The sequence below is a fragment of the Mesorhizobium sp. LCM 4577 genome, assembly GCF_001854795.2.
In the GTDB taxonomy this organism is placed as follows: Bacteria; Pseudomonadota; Alphaproteobacteria; order Rhizobiales; family Rhizobiaceae; genus Mesorhizobium; species Mesorhizobium plurifarium.
This window is the reverse complement of the sequence record NZ_MDDU01000013.1, coordinates 405,362-426,988: the sequence shown is the minus strand read 5'-3', so window position 1 is coordinate 426,988 and position 21,627 is coordinate 405,362. Positions and strand designations below refer to the sequence as shown.

General features: G+C 64.2%; 21 protein-coding genes. 11 read left to right on the top strand and 10 right to left on the bottom strand.

What is annotated here, in order from left to right; translation table 11 throughout:
• Positions 1–86 precede the first annotated feature (86 nt).
• Positions 87–1,223 carry a hypothetical protein gene (locus LCM4577_RS17290; RefSeq protein WP_071072425.1) on the top strand — a complete coding sequence of 379 codons (1,137 nt, stop codon included), beginning with the start codon at positions 87–89 and terminating at the stop codon, positions 1,221–1,223.
• A 17-nt stretch (positions 1,224–1,240) separates the two neighbouring features.
• On the opposite strand, the gene LCM4577_RS17285 is transcribed toward LCM4577_RS17290, so the two are convergent.
• From LCM4577_RS17285 to LCM4577_RS17255, 7 genes are all read right to left on the bottom strand, one after another.
• Positions 1,241–1,744, bottom strand: coding sequence for a gluconokinase (locus tag LCM4577_RS17285; RefSeq protein WP_071072549.1), 504 nt, complete (start codon positions 1,742–1,744; stop codon positions 1,241–1,243).
• Between the two features lie 44 nt (positions 1,745–1,788).
• Positions 1,789–2,775: an ABC transporter permease gene (locus tag LCM4577_RS17280; RefSeq protein ID WP_040984131.1), complete on the bottom strand. Its 987-nt coding sequence runs from the start codon at positions 2,773–2,775 to the stop codon at positions 1,789–1,791.
• The gene (locus tag LCM4577_RS17275; RefSeq protein WP_040984129.1) at positions 2,772–3,752 is read right to left on the bottom strand and encodes an ABC transporter permease; all 981 of its coding nucleotides are present in this window, start codon (positions 3,750–3,752) and stop codon (positions 2,772–2,774) included. Before LCM4577_RS17275 ends, LCM4577_RS17280 begins: the two co-directional genes overlap by 4 nt.
• Positions 3,749–5,293, bottom strand: coding sequence for a sugar ABC transporter ATP-binding protein (locus LCM4577_RS17270; protein ID WP_071072423.1), 1,545 nt, complete (start codon positions 5,291–5,293; stop codon positions 3,749–3,751). Before LCM4577_RS17270 ends, LCM4577_RS17275 begins: the two co-directional genes overlap by 4 nt.
• A 73-nt stretch (positions 5,294–5,366) precedes the next feature.
• Entirely contained in the window at positions 5,367–6,494 is a 1,128-nt protein-coding gene (locus LCM4577_RS17265; protein ID WP_040984125.1) for a sugar ABC transporter substrate-binding protein, read from the bottom strand.
• Between the two features lie 452 nt (positions 6,495–6,946).
• The gene (locus tag LCM4577_RS17260; protein ID WP_071072420.1) at positions 6,947–7,975 is read right to left on the bottom strand and encodes a LacI family DNA-binding transcriptional regulator; all 1,029 of its coding nucleotides are present in this window, start codon (positions 7,973–7,975) and stop codon (positions 6,947–6,949) included.
• Between the two features lie 263 nt (positions 7,976–8,238).
• Positions 8,239–9,465 (bottom strand): MFS transporter, encoded by a 1,227-nt coding sequence (locus tag LCM4577_RS17255; protein ID WP_071072547.1) that lies wholly within the window; start codon positions 9,463–9,465, stop codon positions 8,239–8,241.
• Between the two features lie 155 nt (positions 9,466–9,620).
• Between LCM4577_RS17255 and LCM4577_RS17250 the strand changes: the two genes are divergently transcribed.
• On the top strand, positions 9,621–9,908 hold the full coding sequence (locus LCM4577_RS17250) for a DUF3175 domain-containing protein (RefSeq protein ID WP_041007941.1): 288 nt from the start codon (positions 9,621–9,623) through the stop codon (positions 9,906–9,908).
• A 250-nt stretch (positions 9,909–10,158) separates the two neighbouring features.
• Here the strand turns inward: LCM4577_RS17250 and LCM4577_RS17245 are convergent, their stop codons facing one another.
• Together LCM4577_RS17245 and LCM4577_RS17240 are read right to left on the bottom strand one after the other, a co-directional pair.
• Entirely contained in the window at positions 10,159–10,935 is a 777-nt protein-coding gene (locus LCM4577_RS17245) for a FadR/GntR family transcriptional regulator (protein WP_071032146.1), read from the bottom strand.
• 102 nt (positions 10,936–11,037) lie between these two features.
• Positions 11,038–11,934: an NAD(P)-dependent oxidoreductase gene (locus tag LCM4577_RS17240; protein WP_071032147.1), complete on the bottom strand. Its 897-nt coding sequence runs from the start codon at positions 11,932–11,934 to the stop codon at positions 11,038–11,040.
• 150 nt (positions 11,935–12,084) lie between these two features.
• On the opposite strand from LCM4577_RS17240, the gene LCM4577_RS17235 reads away from it, so the two are divergent.
• A complete protein-coding gene (locus LCM4577_RS17235; RefSeq protein ID WP_071072418.1) occupies positions 12,085–13,023 on the top strand; it encodes an NAD(P)-dependent oxidoreductase in 939 nt (312 codons plus the stop codon).
• A gap of 76 nt (positions 13,024–13,099) precedes the next feature.
• Here LCM4577_RS17235 and LCM4577_RS17230 read toward each other — a convergent pair whose 3' ends face one another.
• Complete coding sequence (locus tag LCM4577_RS17230) at positions 13,100–14,089, bottom strand: sugar-binding protein (RefSeq protein WP_071072416.1); 990 nt, start codon at positions 14,087–14,089, stop codon at positions 13,100–13,102.
• 450 nt (positions 14,090–14,539) lie between these two features.
• Between LCM4577_RS17230 and LCM4577_RS17225 the strand changes: the two genes are divergently transcribed.
• The 8 genes from LCM4577_RS17225 (at position 14,540) to LCM4577_RS17190 (ending at position 21,624) form a co-directional block, all read left to right on the top strand.
• The gene (locus LCM4577_RS17225; protein WP_040984113.1) at positions 14,540–15,283 is read left to right on the top strand and encodes an ATP-binding cassette domain-containing protein; all 744 of its coding nucleotides are present in this window, start codon (positions 14,540–14,542) and stop codon (positions 15,281–15,283) included.
• 42 nt (positions 15,284–15,325) lie between these two features.
• Positions 15,326–16,324 carry an ABC transporter permease gene (locus LCM4577_RS17220; RefSeq protein ID WP_071072414.1) on the top strand — a complete coding sequence of 333 codons (999 nt, stop codon included), beginning with the start codon at positions 15,326–15,328 and terminating at the stop codon, positions 16,322–16,324.
• A gap of 189 nt (positions 16,325–16,513) precedes the next feature.
• Entirely contained in the window at positions 16,514–17,341 is an 828-nt protein-coding gene (locus LCM4577_RS17215) for an AraC family transcriptional regulator (protein ID WP_071032152.1), read from the top strand.
• 105 nt (positions 17,342–17,446) lie between these two features.
• Complete coding sequence (locus LCM4577_RS17210; RefSeq protein ID WP_071072412.1) at positions 17,447–17,890, top strand: SRPBCC family protein; 444 nt, start codon at positions 17,447–17,449, stop codon at positions 17,888–17,890.
• A gap of 15 nt (positions 17,891–17,905) precedes the next feature.
• A complete protein-coding gene (locus tag LCM4577_RS17205; protein ID WP_071032154.1) occupies positions 17,906–18,700 on the top strand; it encodes a xanthine dehydrogenase family protein subunit M in 795 nt (264 codons plus the stop codon).
• 56 nt (positions 18,701–18,756) lie between these two features.
• Positions 18,757–19,239, top strand: coding sequence for a (2Fe-2S)-binding protein (locus tag LCM4577_RS17200; RefSeq protein ID WP_041012187.1), 483 nt, complete (start codon positions 18,757–18,759; stop codon positions 19,237–19,239).
• A gap of 11 nt (positions 19,240–19,250) precedes the next feature.
• Positions 19,251–20,618, top strand: coding sequence for a xanthine dehydrogenase family protein molybdopterin-binding subunit (locus LCM4577_RS17195; protein ID WP_071072410.1), 1,368 nt, complete (start codon positions 19,251–19,253; stop codon positions 20,616–20,618).
• A gap of 1 nt (position 20,619) precedes the next feature.
• On the top strand, positions 20,620–21,624 hold the full coding sequence (locus LCM4577_RS17190; RefSeq protein WP_071072408.1) for a xanthine dehydrogenase family protein molybdopterin-binding subunit: 1,005 nt from the start codon (positions 20,620–20,622) through the stop codon (positions 21,622–21,624).
• The last annotated feature ends 3 nt before the right edge of the window (positions 21,625–21,627 follow it).

Genomic DNA, 21,627 nt, shown 5'->3' with positions numbered 1-21,627 from the left:
ACCGAAGGTCAGCGAACGCAAAAAGTGGGGACCGGTTTTCGGACAAGATCATGCTCTATCCAGAGGACGAAACGAGGCTCTGACGCATGAGGCTGCTTTGGCTTGGCAAATCCCGCAGGGCCAGCCGGCAGCCAACGTCGAACGAGATCTATCATACCGAGATCACCGCCGACGTGCCGGTGCCGGAGCGCAACGAGTCCGTTCGCTTCTTCAGTCGCAAGGTCATCCGCCCCGGAAAACTGCGCCGCTTCACCAACCGGGACCTGCGGGAGAGCCTGCTGTCCTGTTTCTATCTCGGCGTTGCGGCGATGCTGCCGGTCTCCTGGTGGGAACCCATCTGCGGTTGGGTGTCCAGGCTCCGGCGCAAGCGCCACCTTCGCAAGGAGTTCGCCCGCTATGACGTGGCGGTGAGGGCCGTGCTCGGCAATGCCGTCGACACGCGAGCGATGTTCGACGCGCAACTCGCCGCCATTCACCGCCGGCGGCTGACGCTTGCGGCGCATCTCGTCGCCGGCTGGCGCTGGTCGCCGGCGATCCGGCTGGAAGGCCTCGAGGCTCTGCAACAAGCCCTGCGCAACGGGCGCGGCGTGATCGTATGGTGCGACCAGTTCACGGCGCAGACGATCATGGGCAAGCGCGCCCTGCATGAGGCAGGCGTCGATACCCATCAGGTGAGCGCGCGGTATCACGGCTTCACCCCGAGCCAATTCGGCTTCCGCGTGATCAATCCGCCATTGGTCAAGGTCGAGAACCGCTTCTTGAAAAGCCGGATCGTCTTTGAGCGCACCGACGCCTATCAGGTCACCACGCGCGTCCAGAAGGCGCTGAAGGCAAACGGCGTCGTGCTGATGACCAACACCATCTATGCCGGCTCCGCCTTCGCCGAGGCTGCCATGGGCGAGCGCGGCTGGACCCACCTCGCCTCGGCGCCGGCAAACTTCGCCGCGCGCGCGGGTGCGGCGCTGTTTCATATGGCGACGATCGAGACGGTCCCCTTTCGCCAATATCGGGCGATCGTCGGCGAGCTGAGCGCGCGTCCAGAGGCACCTGCCAAGGACACGGCAGGGAAGAACCTCGTCGTTCAGGCGGGATTTATCCTGTCGAAGCGCGACCATATGCTGGAAACGCTCAAACTCTGTCCGGAGCAGATGATGGCCTGGTCGAGCGCCGTGCGGCTGACCGAGCGGCCGACCGAAGCCGCGATCGGCAACGAGGGGGCATGAAGCTCCGGCAATTGATGCTAGCCGACGATCTCTTTTAGAATCCCGGCAACGCTTCGGGTTCCGTCGACCGTCACCGCCCGCTCGTCCGCGGCGGGCTCTTCCAGCGTGGCGAACTGGCTGTCGACGAGGCTAGCGGGCATGAAATGGCCTTTGCGGTTGGCGACCCGCCGCCAGGCGGTCTCGCGATCGATCTTCAGATAGAGGAAGATGATCTCCGGACAAAAGCGGCTCAGCCGCTCGCGATAGGCCCGCTTCAGCGCCGAGCAGGCCGCCACCGCTTTGCGTTTGCCCGCAACTGAGGCCGTGATGTGCTCGCCTATGGCGTCGAGCCAGCCCTCGCGCAGCGCGTCCGTCAGCGGCTCGCCGCGTGCCATGCGCGCCACGTTCTCCGGCGGATGCAGCCGGTCTCCTTCGATGAAGTCGGCGCCAAGCGCCCCGGCGAGCGCCTCGCCGACGGCCGTCTTGCCGCAACCGGCAACACCCATCACGACGACGGCCGGCGCGGTCCGAAGATCGTTCATGCGAAGCTCCGGGATCTGCGGTCCTGCGCTTGCCTCATCCACGGTCAGCGGCTTGCCGGCGCGCGCCCGTAGAGCAGAAGCATGGCGACGATAACGACGCCATAGATGATCTGCCGTCCGGCCTCGGGCATCTGCATGACCGAGAGAATCGACTGCAACAGCGTGATCAGGATCACGCCGGCCACCGTCCCGAGATAGGAGCCGCGCCCGCCGAGGATCGACGTGCCGCCCAGCACGACGGCGGCGATCGACGGCAGCAGATAGGCGTCACCCATCGACTGCGCCGCTTTCGACGCATAGCCCGCCAGAAGCACACCGCCGAAAGCCGATAGGCCGCCGGAAACGGCGAAGGCGATCATCACGATGCGGCGCGTGTCGATGCCCGAGAGATAGGCGGCGCGCTCGCGGTTGCCGATGCCGTAGACGGCCCGGCCGAAGCTGGTGCGGGTCAAAACGAAGACCATCGCGGCGCCGATCAGCGCCCAGATGATGACGGCATTGGGAACGCCTGGAATGGTGAAGCCCGTCGCCAGATAGCGCATCGCCGCAGTCGCGGAATCCTGTGGCGAGAAACCGCCGGTATAGACCACCATCAGGCCTTGCGCGACGGCGTTGGTGGCCAAGGTGATGATCATCGAGGGAATGCGCAGATAGGCGACACCGATGCCGTTGACGATGCCGATCGCCACACCGCACAGCACGCCGAAGGGAATGGCCAAAGCGATGCCGACCGGCCCGTAGGCGGCCGCAGCGCAAGCCATCATGGCGCCTGCGGCGACGGACCATGGCACGGAGAGATCGATCTGGCCGAGCAGGATGACCAGCATCATGCCGGTGGCGATGACGCCGAGGAAGGACGCGACCTTCAACTGCTGCAGCAGATATTCCGGCGACAGGAAGCTGCGCGAATAGAGGCTGCCGAGCAAAAGCAGGATGACGATGCAGGCGAAGGCCGTGAGCACCGCCGGGTCGGCGCGGCGGATGAATTTCGGCATGCGGCCAGCGATGCCGCCAAGCGTTGTTTCGCTCACAGGAACCACTCCAACCGGTTGCGTACCCGAAACAGCGCGAAGGCGCCGAGGCTGACCGCGATCAGCAGGATAACGCCCTGGAACAGCGGCTGCCAGAGCGGATCGAAGTCGAAGACGAACAACAGGTCGCCGATGGTGCGGAAGGCGAGCGCGCCGAAGATCGCGCCGATGGCGCTGCCCTTGCCGCCGAAAAGCGAGACGCCGCCGAGCACGACCGCCGCGATCGAGAACAGCGTGTAGGAATTGCCGCTCGCATAGGCCGCCTCGCCCGTATAGGTGAAGAAGGTGAGGAACAGGCCGCCGACCGAGGCCAGCACGCCGGCCAGCGCATAGGCGATGAACTTGCCGCGCCGGATCGGCACGCCCGACATATAGGCAGCCGTTTCGGACGAGCCCGCGGCGTAAGCCGCGCGGCCGAATTCCGAACGGCTGAACGGCACCCAGACGACCAGCACGACGACGAGCAGCGCGACCAGCGAGGTCGGGATCACGTCGAAAAGCTTTCCCGTCAGCGCGTCGGCCAGGTCCTCATTGACCGATCCGCCCGGAAACGGCCGCAACAGGAGCCCGATGCCGTAATAGACAGCGCCGGTGGCGATCGTGGCGACGATCGGCTGCAGGCGCCCGTAGATGACGATGGCGCCGTTGATCGCCCCGCAGACCAGTCCCGCAGCGAGGACCGCGATCACGCCGAGCGTCGTCTCCAGCGGCGTGCCGACCACCAGCCAGGACGCCAGGCAATTGGTGAGAAGCAGGATCATGCCGACCGACAGGTCGATGCCGGCGGTGATCACCACCAGCGTCTGCGCCATGGCGACGAAGGCCAGAAGCACGCCCTTGTTGGCGGCCGTCTGCACGACATTGGCGGTGAACCCCGCGGGATGGTTCGTCGTGTAGATGATGAACATGACGATGAAGATGCCGAGCGCCAGCAGCGTTCCGCGCTGCTCGGCCAGTAAGTAGCGCCAGTCCTTCACGCGCCCGCTCCCTGCTTCATGTCGGCGCCTTCGCCATGGATATTGAGCGCGCTGGCGATCAGCGCGTGCTCGGTGATGTCGGCGCCGACAAGCTCGCGCTTGACGCTGCCGTCATAGAGCACGAGCACGCGGTCGCAGCAGCCGATCAGTTCGTCATAGTCGGTCGAATAGAACAGGATCGCGGCGCCTTGATCCGCCAGCTTGCGCATCAATTGGTAGATTTCCTGCTTGGTGCCGACATCGATGCCGCGCGTCGGGTCGTTGAGCAGGATGATGCGCGGTTGCCGCATCAGCCATTTGGCGATGACCACCTTCTGCTGGTTGCCGCCCGAGAGCGCGCCGACGGGAATGTCGAGCCCCGCCGTCTTGATCGCCAGCAGCCCGACCATGTCGTCGATCAGGCGCTGTTCGGCGGCGCGATCGATGATGCCGCCCTTGGCCAGCCGGTCGAGCGCCGCGAAGGAGAGGTTTTCGCGCACCGTCATCGGCAGCATCAGCCCCTCGGTCTTGCGATCCTCGGGGATCAGCGCCATGCCGATGCCGTCGTCGCTGGCTGCCTTCGGGCTGGAGATGGAAGCCTGCTTGCCGTCGATCAGCACCTCGCCGCGCAGGCCGCGCAGCACGCCGAAAAAGGCAAGCAGCAATTCGCGCTGGCCCTGCCCGTCGAGGCCACCAAGGCCGACGACTTCGCCGGCCCTGACGCTCAGCGAAATATTGTCGAGCCGGTCGGCCCAGGAGAGATTGCGCGCTTCGAGCACCGGCGTGGCAGCCGGTGCGGCAGCGGGTTTCGGCGGGAAGATGTGGCTGTATTCGCGGCCGATCATGAGCTCGACCACCTCATTGTAGCTTTTGGTTCCGGCCTTGTAGCTCGCGACATTGCGGCCGTTGCGGAAGACAGTGCAGTGATCGGCCAATTCGGCGATCTCGTTCATGCGGTGCGAGATGTAGAGCAGCGCCAGTCCTTCCGAGCGCAGCCGCTTCAGCACCTCGAAGACCTTGGCGACATCCGCTGCCGTCAGCGCAGAGGTCGCTTCGTCGAGGATCAGGATGCGCGGCTTGCGGGCCAGCGCCTTGGCGATCTCCACCATCTGCCGGCGCGACAGCGGCAGGTCCTTGACCAGGGCGCGGGGATGGATGTCGGAGGCGCCGGCGCGCGCCAGCGCTTCTTGCGCGATCTGCCGCTGCGCCTTGCGGTCGATCATGCCGAAGCGCTTCGGTGGATCGGAAATGACGATGTTGTCGGCGACGCTCAATTCCGGGATGAGCGACAGTTCCTGGAAGATGCAGACGATGCCGGCCTGGTTGGCGGCGGCCGGCGAGGCAAAACTCACCTCGCGCCCGTCCAGCGTCATGCGGCCTTCGTCGGGCGCCACGACGCCCGCCATGGTCTTGATCAGCGTAGACTTGCCGGCGCCGTTCTCACCGAGAATGGCGTGGATGCTGCCGGCGGTGACTTCAAGATCGGCCTTTTCCAAGGCTCTGACGCCGCCATAGCGCTTGGATATGCCTTCCATGCGGAAGAGCGGAACCGCACCGTCCATTGAGCCTCCAGGTAATATCTGCACGAAGCGGCGCCGCGGCTGATCCGCGGCGCCAAGCCATCGATTTGGAAGCTTACTGGTCCGCCTTGGTCTGGCCCATGATTTCCTGCGCGCTGAAATTGATGCCGCAGGTCGGGAAGGAATTGCCGACGAAGAAGTTGTCGGATTCCTTCGGGAAGTAGTCGGTCCCTTCCTTCATGTCCGGATCCGAGGCGATCGCCAGCGGCAGTTTCACTTCCTGCGGCACCACCTCGCCTTCCAGCGCCGCGATCGCGGTCTTGATGGCCACCGCGACCTGCGCCGGGCCGGAGCCGGCCGAAGTGCATTTCAGCCCATCGGCCGAATGCTGGGCGCAGAATTTGCGGAAGCCGTTCTCGGTCTCGCCGCCGAACGGCACGAAAGGATGCTTGGCGTCGATCATCGCCTGCACGATGCCGGTATCGCCGCCCTGGCCGGTGATGCCGTCGAACGGGCCGTTGGTCGCAATGGCGTCGGCGGTCACTTTCTGCGCCACGCCGTCATCCCATTTGCCGGCCACTTCGGTGACGTCCCACTTCTTGCCGGAAGCATCCAGCACCTCATGGATGCCGTTGTGGCGGTCGGTGTCGACCGAGGTGCCGGCGACGCCGCGCACTTCGAGGATCTTGCCGCCGTTCGGCACCTTCTCGACCAGCCACTTGGCCCACAACTCGCCGAGACCCTTCTGGTCGACATTGACGTTGATGGCATCCTTGGTGTCGAGGATGTTGTCGAAGGCGACCAGCACGATGCCGGCTTCCTTGGCGCGCTTGATGACCGGGCCGAAGGCGGTCGGGTTCTGCGCGTCGGTGACGATCGCGTCATAGCCGGAATCGATGAAGTTGTTGATCGCCGAGATCTGCGCCGGCACGTCCTCGCCGGTCGAGACCACCTTGAATTCCTTGATCTTGGCCTTCACGTCCGGCTGCGCCGCATAGGCCTTTGCCGTCTGCACCATCTGGATGCGCCAGGTGTTGGCGATATAGCCGTTCGAGAAGGCGATGCGGAACGGACCTTCCTTCTTGGGATATTTGAAGAATTTGGTGTCCGCCGACCACGGCGCGAAGCAATCCGGCTGCGCGGCGGGACCGGAGACGACTTCCGGTCCGGCGGCCATTGCGGCCGAATGGAGCATGACGAATGCAGTGGCGGCAACGACGCCGCCAACGAGTGACTTGATCATCGGTATTCCTCCCAAATGGTGATCAGCTGAACTGTGAAGTCCTGATGCTGTCGGCGGCACCCTCCTGCCCAACCGAAGCACTTGCCGGGCGACGTGAGTCGCTCTGCTTTCTCCTCTCCCCTCTTCCTCCGGGGCATTCAGAAAACTATCATATTATACATAATAAACAAGCATGAGCTGTTGCTTATGTATAATAAACAGACCTGACCTTTGCCGGATGTTGATTTTACAGACAAATGGTAGCGCTACCATCCAAGGCTGTAAAGCGCCGCCTTCGTCATTTTTCCGTGTTCTTCAGAGCGCTTCAAGGAACCCTGCGCAGCGGTTGGCCCGGCCTCCGCCGCAGCCCTGAAGCGCGTCGCGATCTTTCAGATTCGCTCCATGCGCTTTAGGTTTTGATCTTTACGCATGTCTTTGTCCCGAAACCGGTTTCCACTTTCGGGAGACATGCTTTAACGCGCGGTGCTCTCGCGCCGAATGAGCTCGAAACCGAGGTCGACGATCCGCTGGTCCGGCCGGTTCCCGGCGATCGCCGCCAGCGCCATGGCGACGGCGCGCGTGCCGATTTCATAGCGATGCGTACGCACGCTGGTGATCGAAGGAAACGACACCTGCATCATGTCGAGATCATTGAAGCCGACAATGCCGATCTGCTTCGGCACGTCGAGCGATGCCCGATGGCATTCGAACAGGACGCCGAGCGCGATATCGTCGTTGTTGCAGAACACGCCGTCGAGCGTCGGCATCTTGGCCAGCGCGTCGCGGAACAGCTCGCGTCCGAGGCTCACGCTTGACGGCACCGGCGTCGTGGTGATCAGGCGCGGATCGAATAAGCCCGCGGCTTCCATGGCAGCGCGATAGCCGGCAAGGCGCCGCTGCGAGCGCGGATCCATCCTGGCGCCGATGAAGCCGATCTTGCGGTATCCGGCTTCAAGGAGGTGCTCGGCGGCCGTCCTGCCGCCATCGAGATGCGAGAAGCCGACCATCATGTCGACCGGGTCCGGCCCGGTCTCCATCACCTGCACCACCGGACAGCCGGCGTTCTCCAGCAGTCGCCGTGCGCTGGGCGTCTGGTCGATGCCGGCCACGATCAGCGCCGCCGGGCGTTGCGATCCGAAGACCTGCAACAGCCGCTCTTCCTCGAGGCCCGAATAATGGGTGTTGCCGATCTGGATGCGGAACGGACTGTCGGAAAGACTGTCATAGATGCCGCGCACCACCTCGGCGAAGACGTTGTTGGTGAGCGAGGGCACCAGCACGCCGAACACCTCGGCGCGCGCCGAGGCAAGCGCGCGGGCGTTCGGGTCGGGCACGTAGCCAAGCTCGTCCACCGCGGCCTGTATCTGCCGTCGAAGATCCTCCGACACCCGCCCGGGCTCGCGCAGCGCGCGCGACACGGTGATGGCGCCGACACCGGCCTTGCGCGCCACATCGGCGATCGTTGGACGGCCGCCGCCGCGACGGGAGCGCGGCTTGCTCAAGGGCGAGCCTCGCGCGGCAAACCCCGCCCGCTGCGCGCCTGCAATGCCATTGACCCTGGTGTCGCCATCCCGCAGGCCTGTACCGCGTTCATCAAAGCATGTCTCCCGAACCGGTTTCGGGACAAAGACATGCGCAGAATCAAGAGCCTAAAGCGCAGAGAGCGAATCTGAAAGATCGCGACGCGCTTTAGCCTTGGCGTCGCGCAGCCGCGATTTGTTGTCAAGCCGAAGCGTCTTCCTGGAAAAGCGCCGGCGCGAGCTCGTCAGGCCATGGCGACGCCGCCGCGCCTTGCTTTCCAGAACACCAGAACCATCACCAGGATGTTGAGCAGGTTCCAGGCAATCCCGTTCAGGAAGGCGGCCGAATAGGAACCAGTGAGGTCGTATATCCAACCCGACATCCAGCCACCGATAGCCATGCCGAAAATGGTCGCCATGATGACGATGCCCACGCGTTGGCCGGCCTCTTTGGCGGGCATGTATTCCCGCACGATGATCGCATAGCAAGGCACGATGCCGCCTTGCGAAAGGCCAAACACCAGCGAGACGGCGTAGAGCGAGGCGAGCCCGTCGAAGGGAATGTAAAAGAACAGCGACAGGCATTGCAGCACCGAACCGATCAGCAAGGTCTTCACCCCGCCGATCCGATCGGCGACGAAGCCGGAAGCGAGGCGGCTGACGACGCCGGCGGCCATCATGATCGAAAGCATGTCGGCGCCATGCGCGACGCCGTAGCCGAGGTCCATGCAATAGGCGACGATATGCACCTGCGGCATCGACATCGCTACGCAGCAGCCCAGGCCGGCTATCACCAGCAGCATCTGAAGTGCCGCCGGCGACAATGCAATCGGCTGGACCGGGCGCGTGCCTGGCGAGCCTGCCACAACCACTGGAGCACGACGGCGCAGCATCAGGACCAGCGGCACCATCGTCACCAGGCACGCGATGCCGATCGCCAGATAGCTGAAGCGCCAGCCCTCCGCCCTCATCAGCGGCGGTATGATCGCCGGCCAGACCGTTCCGGCGAGATAGCTGCCGGACGCAGCCGCAGCCACCGCAACGCCGCGCCGACGATTGAACCAGTGCGAGATGTCGGCGATCAGCGGTCCGAAAATCGCCGATGTCCCCAACCCGATCAGCAAGCCTTGAGCGAGCGTGAATTGCAGGATCGAACCGGAGAGCGACGCCAGCAGGAAGCCGGCAGCCAGCGCCGTCGAGGAAACAAGCGCCGGGATCCAGTAGCCGACACGATCGATGGCGCGCCCGACCAGCACATTGCCGGCCGCGAAGCCGACCATGGTCGCGGTGTAAGGCATCGAGGCCGCGGCGCGATCGATGCCGAACTCGGCCTGGACCGCCGGCAGGACGACGACCACCGCCCACATGCCGACGCCCCCTATGGTCGCCAACAATACGGAAATGGCCAACCTCGTCCAGGCATAGCTACTGTCTATGCCTGGGAGCGCTGCATTGCTGGAGATCGTCGTCAAGGCGTTCCTGTCCGCTGTTCTCGAAGTCGGCGGTTCGGCCTCCACTATCGGCGCATTTGCCGAGCCGAGCAGCGCCAGGACGCACAATTCGGTGACTCCAGAGCCTGGAACCCGTCTCTCCTCCTGGAGTTTTGCCTTGAGGAAGGAGTTTTGCCATGACCGCCAAAAAGAAATGGTCGGCCGACGTGACCGAGCACAGCGATGCGCTGGATCTCGAGGAGCACGTCTTCGAATCCGACGACGCCAAGAAGATCGCCGCCTCGCTCAAGCGCTCGGCCGAGCACAGCGACCGCCGCAAGGCCGAGCCGTTCCAATCCGCTATGTCGATGTTGAATTTCTACATCAACCGCGCCGGCAGGAACCTGCCCGAAGAGCGCAGAAAAGTGCTGGAGAAGGCGAAGGACGAGCTGCGCGTCGCCTTCGGCCGCGAGAAGCAGGATTGAGGGTTGCTGAAACCGGCTGGCACCAGTTCCTCAACACAGGGATCTGGAAAGATCGCAGGCTTGTCGGGTAAGGCTATCAACGTCCGTTTGGGGTAGTCAGCGCAAACGCTGGCGATGACGTGAAGGCTCCTGAACCTCGTCATTCCAGGGCGATAGGCGTCTTAGCCAATCGCCAAGGCATGGGGTCTGCCAACGCACGCATGGGCGGCGGCAAAGTTTCTGTGCTGGACAACTGGCCCGGTAGAAGGCCTTAACGCGACTGGATCACGTCGTCCGTATTGGCGAGCAGCTTGCGGACAGCGCTGCGCGCAGCRTCCGGCCTTTGCAGGCGGATATTCCTCTCGATCGCCTCATGCAGCTTCTGGGCATGCTGCAGATTGTCGAGCTCGCGGGTCGTGTAGGTGAAGAGATGGTCGAAGGCGGATTCGATCAGCACGCCGAGCGGCACCAGCAAGTCGTTGCCCGAGGCCCTGAGGATGGCGAGATGGAAGCGCGTGTCGGCGCGGGTGCGCTCCTGCAGGTTGGTCGCTTCCCCCATCTCGCGGCAGGCCTGGCTGATTTCGGCCATCTGCTCGTCGGTGCGCCGCATCGCCGCGAAGGCTGTCGCCTCCGGCTCGATGATGTGGCGGAACTCCTGCACAGTCCTGAGGAAAACCTCGCGGTCCGGCGACGTCGCGTACCAGGACAGCACGTCGCGGTCGAGCAGGTTCCAGCGTTCCTTCGGTTCGACCCAACTGCCGATCTTCGGCCGCGACGCCAGCAGGCTCTTGGCCATCAGCATCTTGATCGCCTCGCGCACCGCGGAGCGGCTGACGTCGAAGGTCTCCGACCATTTCGCTTCATTGGGCAGAATGGTGCCCGGCGGATAGTCGCCGCGCACGATGCGAAGCCCGATTTCGCTGGCCAGAGACGTGTGCACGCTGGCGCCCGGGATGCGTGGCGCGTCGGCCCGGCGGAAGCCGGCTGGACGCTCCGCAGCCGTCGTCTTCGTCGGCTTTTTTTCGTTGTTCGGCTTCGCGTCCCGCATAGGTCCAGAAAATCCGGTTTTCAGAGCCTGTCAAGCACGGCAGGCCCGCTTTGCCGCAACCTGCGCAGATGTGCACAGCTCAACCGGCATTTGGGCGTCGCCTCAGGCCGATTTGACGTATTTGCGCCAGCTATGCTCAGGTCGGAAGCCGAGCATGTCGCGCGCCTTGCGGTTCGACAGCAGCGTCTCATATTCGCCAAGCTCGGCCTTGACCGGCACGCCCGGATAAAAGCGCTTCAACAGTTCCGCCGTCGGCAGGTCGGACGAGGTATCGTCATTGGCCGCGTTGAACACCTGATAGCCCAGGCCATCCTTCTCGATGGCCCGCAGGGTGATCTGGCCGAGATCGCGCGCGTCGACGTAGCTCCACGCGATTCGCTTGCGGAAGCCGGGATCGGCGAACCATTTCGGGAACAGCGAATATTCGTGCGGCTCGATGACGTTGCCGATGCGCAGCGCGTAGATGTCGGCGCCGCTGCGCAGCGCGAAGGCCCGGGCCGTCTTCTCGTTGACGATCTTCGACAGCGCGTAGGAGTCCATCGGGTCGACATCATAGTCCTCGTCGAGCGGAAAATGCGTCGGATTACGCGGCTCGTTGGCGAAGACAAGGCCGTAGGTGGTCTCGCTGGAAGCGATGATCACCTTGCGTATGCCGAGCTTCACCGCCGCCTCGACGACGTTGTAGGTGCCCATCGCGTTGATGCGGAACACCTCGTTGTCCGGCGTGATCATGATGCGCGGGATCGCCGCGAAATGCACCACGGCGTCGACCGGCTGCGCCCGCAGCGACGGGTCGAACTCGTGCAGGCCCATATAGCTCGACAGCGCATTGAACACCTGCCCGCTGTCGGTGATGTCGGTGATCAGAGTGCGCACCTTCGGATTGTCGAGCGGCTTGGTGTCGATGTTGAGCACCTGACAGCCATGTTCGACCAGATACTGAACGACATGCCGGCCGGCCTTGCCGCTGCCGCCGGTGAACATGATCCGCTTCGTCATTTTACTCTCCACAAGGCTCGGGAATTATGTGTATTGTCAGACAATATGGCATTCCGCAATCGCCCGCCACCCGCGATCCGCGGAAACCTTCTCGACAATCGCCCGCCGCGCGGGCGCGCCCATCACCATGAAAGACAGGGAAGAGACGACATGAGCACCACCGCTGCCCGCGAAAAAATCGGTTTCATCGGCCTGGGCCTGATGGGGCACGGCATCGCCAAGAACATCGTTGACAAGGGCTATCCGCTCACCTTCCTCGGCCGCAAGAACCGCAAGCCCGCGGAAGACCTTCTGGGCCGCGGCGCCAGGGAAGCGGCCACGTCCAGGGATGTGGCGGCGGCATCCGACATCGTCTTCATCTGTGTCACCGGCTCGCGAGAGGTGGAGGCGATCATCCGCGGCTCCGGCGGGCTGAAGGAGGGCCTGAAGCAAGGTTCGGTCGTCGTCGATTGCTCGACCTCCGATCCGGTCTCGACCGTGGCGCTGGCCGCCGAGCTCAAGACGCTCGGCGTCGACTATGTCGATGCCCCGCTCAGCCGCACGCCCAAGGAGGCCTGGGAAGGCACGCTCGACGCCATGGTCGGCGCGCCGGACGCGGTGTTCGCCAGGCTGAAGCCGGTGATCGAGACATGGGCCGGCCGCATCGTCCATATCGGCGACACCGGCGACGGCCATCGCATGAAGCTGCTCAACAACTTCGTCTCGCTGGGCTATGCGGCGATCTATTCGGAGGCCCTGGCGCTGGCGCAGAAGGTCGGCATCTCGCCGCAGCGCTTCGACAGCGTCATCCGCAACGGCCGCATGGATTGCGGCTTCTACCAGACCTTCATGCGCTGGACGCTGGAGGGCGACCGCGACGCGCACAAGTTCACCATCGCCAATGCCTTCAAGGACCTTACCTATCTGGAATCGATGGCAGGCGCCGCCGGCATCGCCAACCCGCTCGGCAACGCCACCAAGAATTCGTTCGCGACGGCGCATGCCACAGGCCCTGCCGAGCAATATGTGCCGATGCTCGCCACCCATATCGGCAAGCTCAACGGCGTTGACCTGATGCCCTCGAAGGACGGCGTGAAGCAGAAGATCTGACAGCAATTCCATGAAAAGTGCAGGGGGCGCCTTGTGGGCGCCCCCTGCTTTTCGATGGCCCGGATGCAGCCTCCGCCTACTTCTGGATGCAGGTGTCGGCCGTTTCCTTGGTGCATTCGTCGAGGCCGGTGAAGACTGGATCGTCGACCTTCTTGTTGCCGATGAGGTCGAGCATCACCGACGGCGCCTTGTAGCCCATTTCGAACGGCCGCTGGCCGACCAGCGCGGTCACCAGGCCTTCCTTGGCGATCGCCACCTCGTCGCCGATCGTGTCGGCGGCGCCGATGACGAACTCGTTCTTGGCGATCTTGTCGGCCATCGGCTTGAACAGGTCGCGATAGGGTTGCGGGGCGCCGAACAGCGGCCAGCCGCCCATGATGCCGAAGGCGTCGAGCTTCGGATTGGCGGCGAGGATGTCGGTCATCGCCTGCACGCCCTTGGCGCCGTCGTCATTGGTGAACACCGGGCATCCAGGGGCTTCGGTCCAGCCGCCCTCGCCTGCCAGCGCCGCGAGGCCTTCCTTGCCCGACAGCGCATCGCGCATGCCTTGCGCGCGGCGCAGGATGTTGTCGGCCGCCGGATTGCCTTCGATGGTGCAGATCGTGCCGCCATTCGGCTTGGCCTTCTTGATGTATTCGCCGATCTTCTTGCCCATCAGGTAGTTGTCGGTGCCGAGATAGGTCTTGCGAAGGGCGGCATCTTCCTTGGCAAGGTCGGCGTCGACCGTCATGATCGGGATCGACGGATTGGCGCTCTTGATCGTCTGCGCGATCAGCGGCGCGTTCGACGGCGAGATCGCCATCGCCGCCGTATCGGGCTTGCTCAGCATGTCCTGCACGATCTGCGCTTCGCCGRCTTCGTCCGAGGTCGATGCCGGACCAGTGTAGAAGCATTCATATTCCGAGCTGGCGTTCTCCTTGTTCCACTTCTCGCAGCCCTGGTGGATGGCTTCGAAGAATGGATTGTCGAGACCTTTCACGACGATGACGAGCTGTTTCTTGGCCAAAGCCGGCCCGGCGCCCAACGCCATGGCGGCGACGGCGGCAAGCAAAAGTGTTTTCCTCATATCAGTCCTCCCTTGAAACAGACGGACACCGCGTGCCCGCCACACCGATCAGACCGGATGCGCAAGACCCATGACGAGCACTCGTGATGTTCGCGTCCTGCGCCGGGCTGATAAGCATTTGCCGATCCGTTTGCCCCAATACTGGCGCAGCCGGATCCTTGACCTTCAAACCATTTGCCCGCCTCCGCCTGATAGACGGACGATGGGCAAAGTCTTCCTCCGAGACTTAGCTAATATCGGCTTTTCGCCAGCGTCAATTCCTATTTGTCCTACAAAACCGATTTTTCGTCGAGTCTCGAAATTAATCGTCCGACAATTGATTGACGCCCCTGTCCGCTTTTGCCTAAATGCGTCAACGCGCCGTTCAGGAGGAGATGGACGGAGCAAAGACGCAAGAGGCGCCGGCCAGGCTGGCGACAAATGCGCAACAAATGGGGAGGCTTAAGGCTGGTGCCGGTTCTCGAACTCGCCAACATCTCGAAGCATTTCGGCGCCATCCAGGCGGTCAACGACGTCTCGTTCTCGCTGGAGGCCGGCGAGGTCGTCGGCCTGATGGGCGACAACGGCGCCGGCAAATCGACGCTGGTCAAGATGATCGCCGGCAATTTCCGCCCGAGCCACGGCACCATTCATCTGGACGGCAAGGAGCTTGTCATGCACAAGCCGGCCGATGCGCGCCAGCACGGCATCGAAATCGTCCATCAGGACCTCGCGCTCTGCAACAACCTGACGGCTGCGGCCAACGTCTATCTCGGCCGTGAGCTGCGCAAGGGCGTAGGACCATTCCGCATCCTCGACTATGGCGCCATGTATAAGCGCGCCGGGCAGCTCTTCGCCGAGCTGAAGTCCGAGACGCGGCCGCGCGACCTCGTCAAGCAGATGTCGGGCGGCCAGCGCCAGGCGGTGGCGATTGCTCGCACCATGCTGTCGCAGGCCAAGATCGTGCTGATGGATGAGCCGACAGCGGCGATCTCGGTCAGGCAGGTGGCCGAGGTGCTCAATCTCATCCGCCATCTGCGCGATCAGGGCATCGCCGTGGTGCTGATCAGCCACCGCATGCCCGACGTRTTCGACGTCGCCGACCGCGTCATCGTCATGCGGCGCGGCCGCAAAGTGGCCGACAAGAAGATCGCCTCGAGTTCGCCCGAGGAAGTCACCGGGCTGATCACCGGCGCCATCGAACAGGTTGCGTAGTCGTGTGGACCGAACCGTCCAGCGCCTTAGGAAAGGTCGATAATGGCAGTCACCCTTGACCAGACGATCGCGCAGAAGCAGCACACCTTCCTGTCGCGGCTCTTCGCCAACCAGACCTTCTGGGTGGTGATCGCGGTCATCCTCGCCTGCCTCTTCCTGTCCGTCGCCACCGATTCCTTCGCCACGTCGAAGAACCTCTTCAACATCACCCGCAACGTCACCTTCACCGCTATCGTGGCGCTCGGCATGACCTTCGTCATCATCACCGGTGGCATCGATCTGTCGGTCGRCTCGGTGCTCTGCCTTTCCTCGATGGTGCTGGCCGTCACCATGCATGCCGGCTATTCGATCGAAGTGGGCATCCTGGCCTCGATCGCCACCGCGCTGGTCGTCGGTGCCTTCAACGGCGTGCTCATCGCCTATCTCGGTTTTCCGCCTTTCGTGGTCACGCTCGGCATGCTGTCGGTGGCCCGTAGCCTGGCCATGGTCGCGTCGAACAACACAGTGGTATTCCAGTTCGGACCGGACCATCAGAAGCTTCTGGCGCTCGGCGGCGGCGCCTGGGTGTTCGGCATCGCCAATCCGGTGCTCTATATGATCATCCTGGCGCTGATCACCGGCTTCATCCTGCGCTGGACCAAGTTCGGCCGGCACATCTTCGCCATCGGCGGCAATGAGCACGCGGCAACGCTGACCGGCGTTCCGGTCAAGCAGATCAAGGTCGCGGTCTATATGATCTCGGCGCTGTCGGCCGGGCTCGCCGGTATCATCCAGACCGGCTGGCTGGGTGCGGTCACCACCAATCTCGGCAACGGCATGGAGCTGCAGGTCATCGCCGCCACCGTCATCGGCGGCGCCAATCTCGCCGGCGGCGTCGGCACCGCGCTCGGCGCCATCGTCGGCGCCGCCCTCATCGAGGTGATCCGCAACAGCCTCGGCCTGCTTGGCATCAACGCCTTCTGGCAGGGCACCTTCATCGGCGGCGCGATCATCCTGGCGGTACTGTTCGACCGCATCCGCAATTTCCGCAGGAGTGACTAGAGCCTCTTTCTTCCTTCTCCCCTGTGGGAGAAGGGGTCGCCGCCCCTATCGCTCAGTCTGAAAATCCGTCCCGCTGGCCGCTCCCCAAACGTCCCTCATCATTGCTCGCCTTGACGCCACCGCAAAGTCAGCCGCACTATTCCCCGGCAGGCGAAGGGAGGCCAGTCGCCTGCGGGAGGAACGATACCCATGACGGACGCGATCAGGCTCTACTGGGGCCGGTTCGGACATGTTTCCGTGCTGAATGTCGCCAACGACTTCGTCACCCATGCCCATGGCGAGGCGCATCTCATCATCTGGCTGGAAGGTACGGCTGGCGAAATGACGATCGGCCGCGAGACGGTGCGGCTCGGGCCTGGCACCGCGGCCGGCATCAATTCGTTCCAGCCGCACAGCCACGCCCTTTCCCGCGACGGCAAGCCCGGCCTGTTCCTGGCTTTCTACATCGATCCGGACTGGGCGCGCCGGCGCCGCGACCTGCCTTCCTCGGCGCCGCTCTTCACGCAAGCCGCGATCACACTGGAGCCCTGGCTGCATCAGGCGGCGGCGAACCTGCTCGACCATCTCACCGACAATGAGAGCATCGACGACGTCGCCAATTACGAGATCGAGCGCTTCATCGACAGCGTGCTCGATGCCGCGGACGCCTCGGCGCCGCAGGCGGCGCGAGCGCGCATCAACACGATGCTCGACTTCCGCGTCCGCAAGGCGATCCAACTGATGAAGGCCAATGTCTGCGAACGCATCTCCTTCGATGACGTCGCCCGTGCGGTCGGGCTCTCCCGACCGCATTTCTTCGCGCTGTTCAAGGAACAGACCAACCTGACGCCGAACGTCTACTGGAACACGCTGCGCATGGAGGAAGCCGTGCGGCAACTACAGTGGTCGCAGGAACCGCTGATTTCGGTCGCCTGCAATCTCGGCTTCACCACCCAGGGCAATTTCTCGCGCTTCTTCCGCGACCATGTCGGCGTGCCGCCGACGCTCTACCGCGAAGCCGCGCGGGCTACAGCCTGAGGCGCCTGTTTTTCCGACTGGTTGATACGCGCTCAAGACGCATTGATAAGCGCAAGCTGACCGACCGCCCTAACCTGCTCCCGATCTTTGCAAGGGAACCAGTCTATGGCGAAAGTCACCATTTCCAGCGTCATCGACGCGCCGGTCGAGCAGGTCTGGGCGCGCATCCGCGACTTCAACGGCCTGCCGGGCTGGCACCCGCGCATGGTGGAAAGCCATATCGAGGCCGGCAAGGACGCCACCACGATCGGCTGCGTGCGCAATTTCAAACTGGTCAGCGGCGCGACACTGCGTGAAAAACTGCTCGACTTCTCCGACGAGAATTTCCTGGTCAGCTATTCGATCCTCGAGACGCCGCAGCCGCTCACCAATCACAAGGCGACGCTGCAGTTGCGCCGCGTCACCGACGGCAACCGCACCTATGCCGAATGGACGGCGAGCYTCGACGCAGCACCGGAGGACGCCGACAAGCTGGCCGAGGGCATGGGTGCCAATGTCTTCCAGGGCGGCTTCAACGCCCTGAAGGCCCATTTCGCCGGCAACAATTGAACCGGGGAGCGCGCCATGTCGCTTGCGCTGCAGACTTTTTCGAGCGTGAAAGACGCCAACACTGCGTTGCGGGCCCCTGGCACGCGCTATCTCGGCGGCGGCACGCTTGTCGTCCGCGCGGCCAATGAAGGCGACGTCTCCGTCTCCAGCCTCGTGCGTGTCACCGATCCCGCCCTGTCGCAGTTCGCGGTTTCGGGCGGCAAGGTCCGGCTCGGCGCTTCGGTCACCATGGCGGCGATTGCCCGCCACCCCGAGCTAACCGTGCTCACACCGGCGGCGCGCGCTGTCGGCGGGCCGGCGATCCGCAACATGGCGACTGTCGGCGGCAATCTGTTCGCCCCTTCCCCTTACGGCGATTTCGCGGTGGCGCTGCTGGCGCTGGACGCGACCATCGTCACCGAAGAGGGCGAACTGCCGATCGAGACTTTCCTGGCCGGTCGCGACACCAGCCGCGCCATAGTGACGGCGGTAAATATTGCGCTGCCCAAAGCCGAGAGCTTCCGCTTCCTGAAAGTGTCGCGCGTCAAGCCGAAGGGCGTGTCGGTGCTGAGCATCGCCGCACTCCTGCGACGCACGGAGGACGGCACAGTGACGGCAGCGCGGATCGCGCTCGGCTGCATGGCCGATCGGCCGATCCGCGCTTTAGCTGCCGAGAAAGCGCTGCTCGGCTGCAAGCTGACGCCGCAGGAGGTCGCGCCGGCACTGGTGGCCGCGAGCGAGGGCATTGCGCCGATCACCGACCCGATCGCCAGCGCCTGGTATCGCGCCGAGGTCCTGCCGGTCCATCTCGGCCGGCTGTTGTCGAATTGATCCATGGGGGACGCGCGTCTGTCCGACCGATCCGGGCAGGCGCGCAGGGAGGAAAGATGGCGAAGGTACCTGTTCAATTCACACTCAACGGCTCGGAGAAAGCCGAGTTCGTCGAAAGCGGCACGACGCTGCTCAACGCGCTGCGCGACAAGATTGGCGACACCTCGCCCAAGGGCGGCTGCCATCAGGGCACCTGCGGCGCCTGCTCGGTCATCGTCGACGGCGAATTGCGGCTCTCCTGCCTGACACTGGCCGAGACCTGCGGCGGCGCCGACATCAAGACGACCGCCGGCCTCGCCGAGGGCGGCGTGCTGCATCCGCTGCAGCGCGCTTTCCTCGATGCCTTCGCCACGCAATGCGGCTTCTGCACGCCGGGCATGATCATGGCAGCAAAAGTGCTGCTCGACCGCACGCCGAACCCCAGCCGCGAGGACGTGGTCGAGGCGCTGTCCGGCAACATCTGCCGCTGCACCGGCTACGAGCCGATCATCCAGGCGGTGCTGACGGCCGCGCGCGCCAACTCGCAGAACGCCGCCTGAGGAACCGAGCCATGGAACTGCGCAAGGATTATTTCGCCGATGTCCGCAAGGACGGCCTGCACGAGATTGGCCATCCGCGCCCACGGCTCGATTCGCCGGGACACGTCACCGGCAAGACCGCCTATTTCGCCGACCGGAATTTTCCGGGCATGCTGCATCTGAAGATGGTGCGCAGCCCGCACCACCATGCCCGCATCCGCTCGATCGATACGTCGGAAGCGGAGAAGCACCCCGGCGTCGTGCGCGTGCTGACCGCCAAGGACGTGCCGCACAATGTCTACACCATCCTGATCCTTATCCAGATCGGGCCGGAGGACGAAACCGTGCTCGCCGACGGCAAGGTGCGCTGGAAGGGCGAGGCCGTGGTGGCGGTGCTGGCCGAGACCGAGCGCGCCGCGCAGGAGGCCGCCGCCAAGGTCAAGGTCGACTACGAGGTGCTCCCCGCGGTCTTCGACATGGAGGAGGCGCTGAAGCCCGGCGCGCCTTTGGTCAACGAATATCACGGCCAGAACTACTATCTCTATGACAGCGGCGAATGCCGAAAGGTGCGCTTCGGCGACGTCGAGGCCGGTTTTGCCCAGGCCGACCACATTCTCGAACAGTCCTATCAGTCCTCGCCGATCGAGCATGCGCCGACCGAGACCACCGGCTGCGTGGTGGCGCCCGAGGGCAATGACCGCTTCACCTGCTACACCAATACGCAAGCGATGTTCTTCACCCTCGACAACACATCGATCATCCTGCAGATGCCGGGCTCGAAGCTGCATTTCGTCGGCGGTACGGTCGGCGGCGGCTTCGGCGGCAAGGTCGACGTCATCGTCGAGCCGATCGCCATCCTCGGCGCCAAGCTAACCGGACGCCCGGTCTGTTTTATCTACAGCCGCGAGGAGGAGATGCAAATCTCCTCGCCGCGCGCGGCCGAGAAGGTGGTGATCAAGGACGGCCTCATGAAGGACGGCCGTATCGTCGCCCGCAAGGTGACCGGCTACACCGATGCCGGCGCCTATTCCCGCCACTCGCCCTATGGCGCGCAGAAAGGCGCCGCGCATTATCCCGGGCCCTACACGATCCCGAATGTCTGGATCGACACCTATTGCGTCTACACCAACCGCACCCCTTCGTCGGCCATGCGCGGCTTCGGCGTCACCATCGGCGACTTCGCGCTGGAGGTGCAGATGGACAAGCTGGCGCGGCTAATCGGCATGGACCCGCTCGAATTCCGCTTCATCAACGCCTATCGCGACGGCGACATGAAGGCGCATCGCCAGCCGACCGAGGGGGCGGCGCTCATCGAATGCATGCAGGAGGCCTCGCGCGCTGCCAATTGGCCGGTGGCCGAAAAATACATGGCGATGTCCTCCTACAGGAAGGGAGCCTGAGATGGCGATCCGGCGTGGACGCGGCGTTGCCGCGATCAACTATCCGACCGGCATGAACCTCGGCGGCGACCCGACCCAGGCGCTGGTGCATTCGACGCCGACCGGCAATTTCATGGTCACGCTTTCCAGCGTCGATCTCGGCCAGGGCATGAAGCAGATCATGGCGCAGATCTGCGCCGAGACGATCGGCGTGYCGACGGACCGGGTCATCATCGACACCGCCGACACCGACACCGGCCCGCACTGCATGGGCACCTTCGCCTCGCGCGGCACGCACCGCGCCGGCAACGCGGTCATCCAGGCGGCCAAGGAAGCGCGCCAGGTGATGCTGGAAGTGGCGGCCGAAGAGCTGGAGGTGAACGCCTCCGACCTCGAGACCGACGGCCAGGGCAACATCCAGGTGAAGGGCGCGCCGCAGAAATCGATCTCCATCTTCGATGTCGCGCTGTCGGCGCATTTCAAGCGCGGCCGCTCGATCTCGGGCCGCGGCATGTTCCTGATCCCGCGCTCCTACCCGGAGAAGGAAACCGGCGCGATGAAGCCCTCCACCTGCTACGCCCACGCCTGCACGGTGGCCGAAGTCGAGGTCGACGACGAGACCGGCGAAGTGACGGTGCTCACCGTCAAGAACGTTTTCGAGATCGGCCGCGCGCTCAACCCGAAGATGGTCGAGCAGCAGCTGGTCGGCGGCTCCTGGATGGGCATCAGCCACGCGCTCTACGAAACGACCGAGCCTTATTATCCAAACCGCGATCACGGCGGCACCGATTTCAACCAGTATCTGATGCCGGGCCCCGGCGATCTGGCCGAGACCGAGATCATCGTGCTGGAGCGTCCTTCCGCTGACGGTCCGTTCGGCGCCAAGGGGCCGGGCGAGATGTGCGCCAACCCGCAGATACCGGCCGTCGCCAATGCCGTCTTCGACGCCGTCGGCGTGCGTATCGACACGCTGCCGATCACGCCGGAGCGCATCCTGCGCGCGCTGAAGGYGCAGGCCGCGGGCTGAGCG

What these genes read in the sequence shown, in the direction of transcription:
- LCM4577_RS17265 (WP_040984125.1), bottom strand. Translation starts at nt 6,494, where the DNA reads ATGATCAAGTCACTCGTTGGCGGCGTCGTTGCCGCCACTGCATTCGTC.
- LCM4577_RS17205 (WP_071032154.1), top strand. Translation starts at nt 17,906, where the DNA reads ATGTCGCTTGCGCTGCAGACTTTTTCGAGCGTGAAAGACGCCAACACT.
- LCM4577_RS17285 (WP_071072549.1), bottom strand. Translation starts at nt 1,744, where the DNA reads ATGAACGATCTTCGGACCGCGCCGGCCGTCGTCGTGATGGGTGTTGCC.
- LCM4577_RS17240 (WP_071032147.1), bottom strand. Translation starts at nt 11,934, where the DNA reads ATGACGAAGCGGATCATGTTCACCGGCGGCAGCGGCAAGGCCGGCCGG.
- LCM4577_RS17200 (WP_041012187.1), top strand. Translation starts at nt 18,757, where the DNA reads ATGGCGAAGGTACCTGTTCAATTCACACTCAACGGCTCGGAGAAAGCC.
- LCM4577_RS17195 (WP_071072410.1), top strand. Translation starts at nt 19,251, where the DNA reads ATGGAACTGCGCAAGGATTATTTCGCCGATGTCCGCAAGGACGGCCTG.
- LCM4577_RS17215 (WP_071032152.1), top strand. Translation starts at nt 16,514, where the DNA reads ATGACGGACGCGATCAGGCTCTACTGGGGCCGGTTCGGACATGTTTCC.
- LCM4577_RS17250 (WP_041007941.1), top strand. Translation starts at nt 9,621, where the DNA reads ATGACCGCCAAAAAGAAATGGTCGGCCGACGTGACCGAGCACAGCGAT.
- LCM4577_RS17290 (WP_071072425.1), top strand. Translation starts at nt 87, where the DNA reads ATGAGGCTGCTTTGGCTTGGCAAATCCCGCAGGGCCAGCCGGCAGCCA.
- LCM4577_RS17235 (WP_071072418.1), top strand. Translation starts at nt 12,085, where the DNA reads ATGAGCACCACCGCTGCCCGCGAAAAAATCGGTTTCATCGGCCTGGGC.
- LCM4577_RS17270 (WP_071072423.1), bottom strand. Translation starts at nt 5,293, where the DNA reads ATGGACGGTGCGGTTCCGCTCTTCCGCATGGAAGGCATATCCAAGCGC.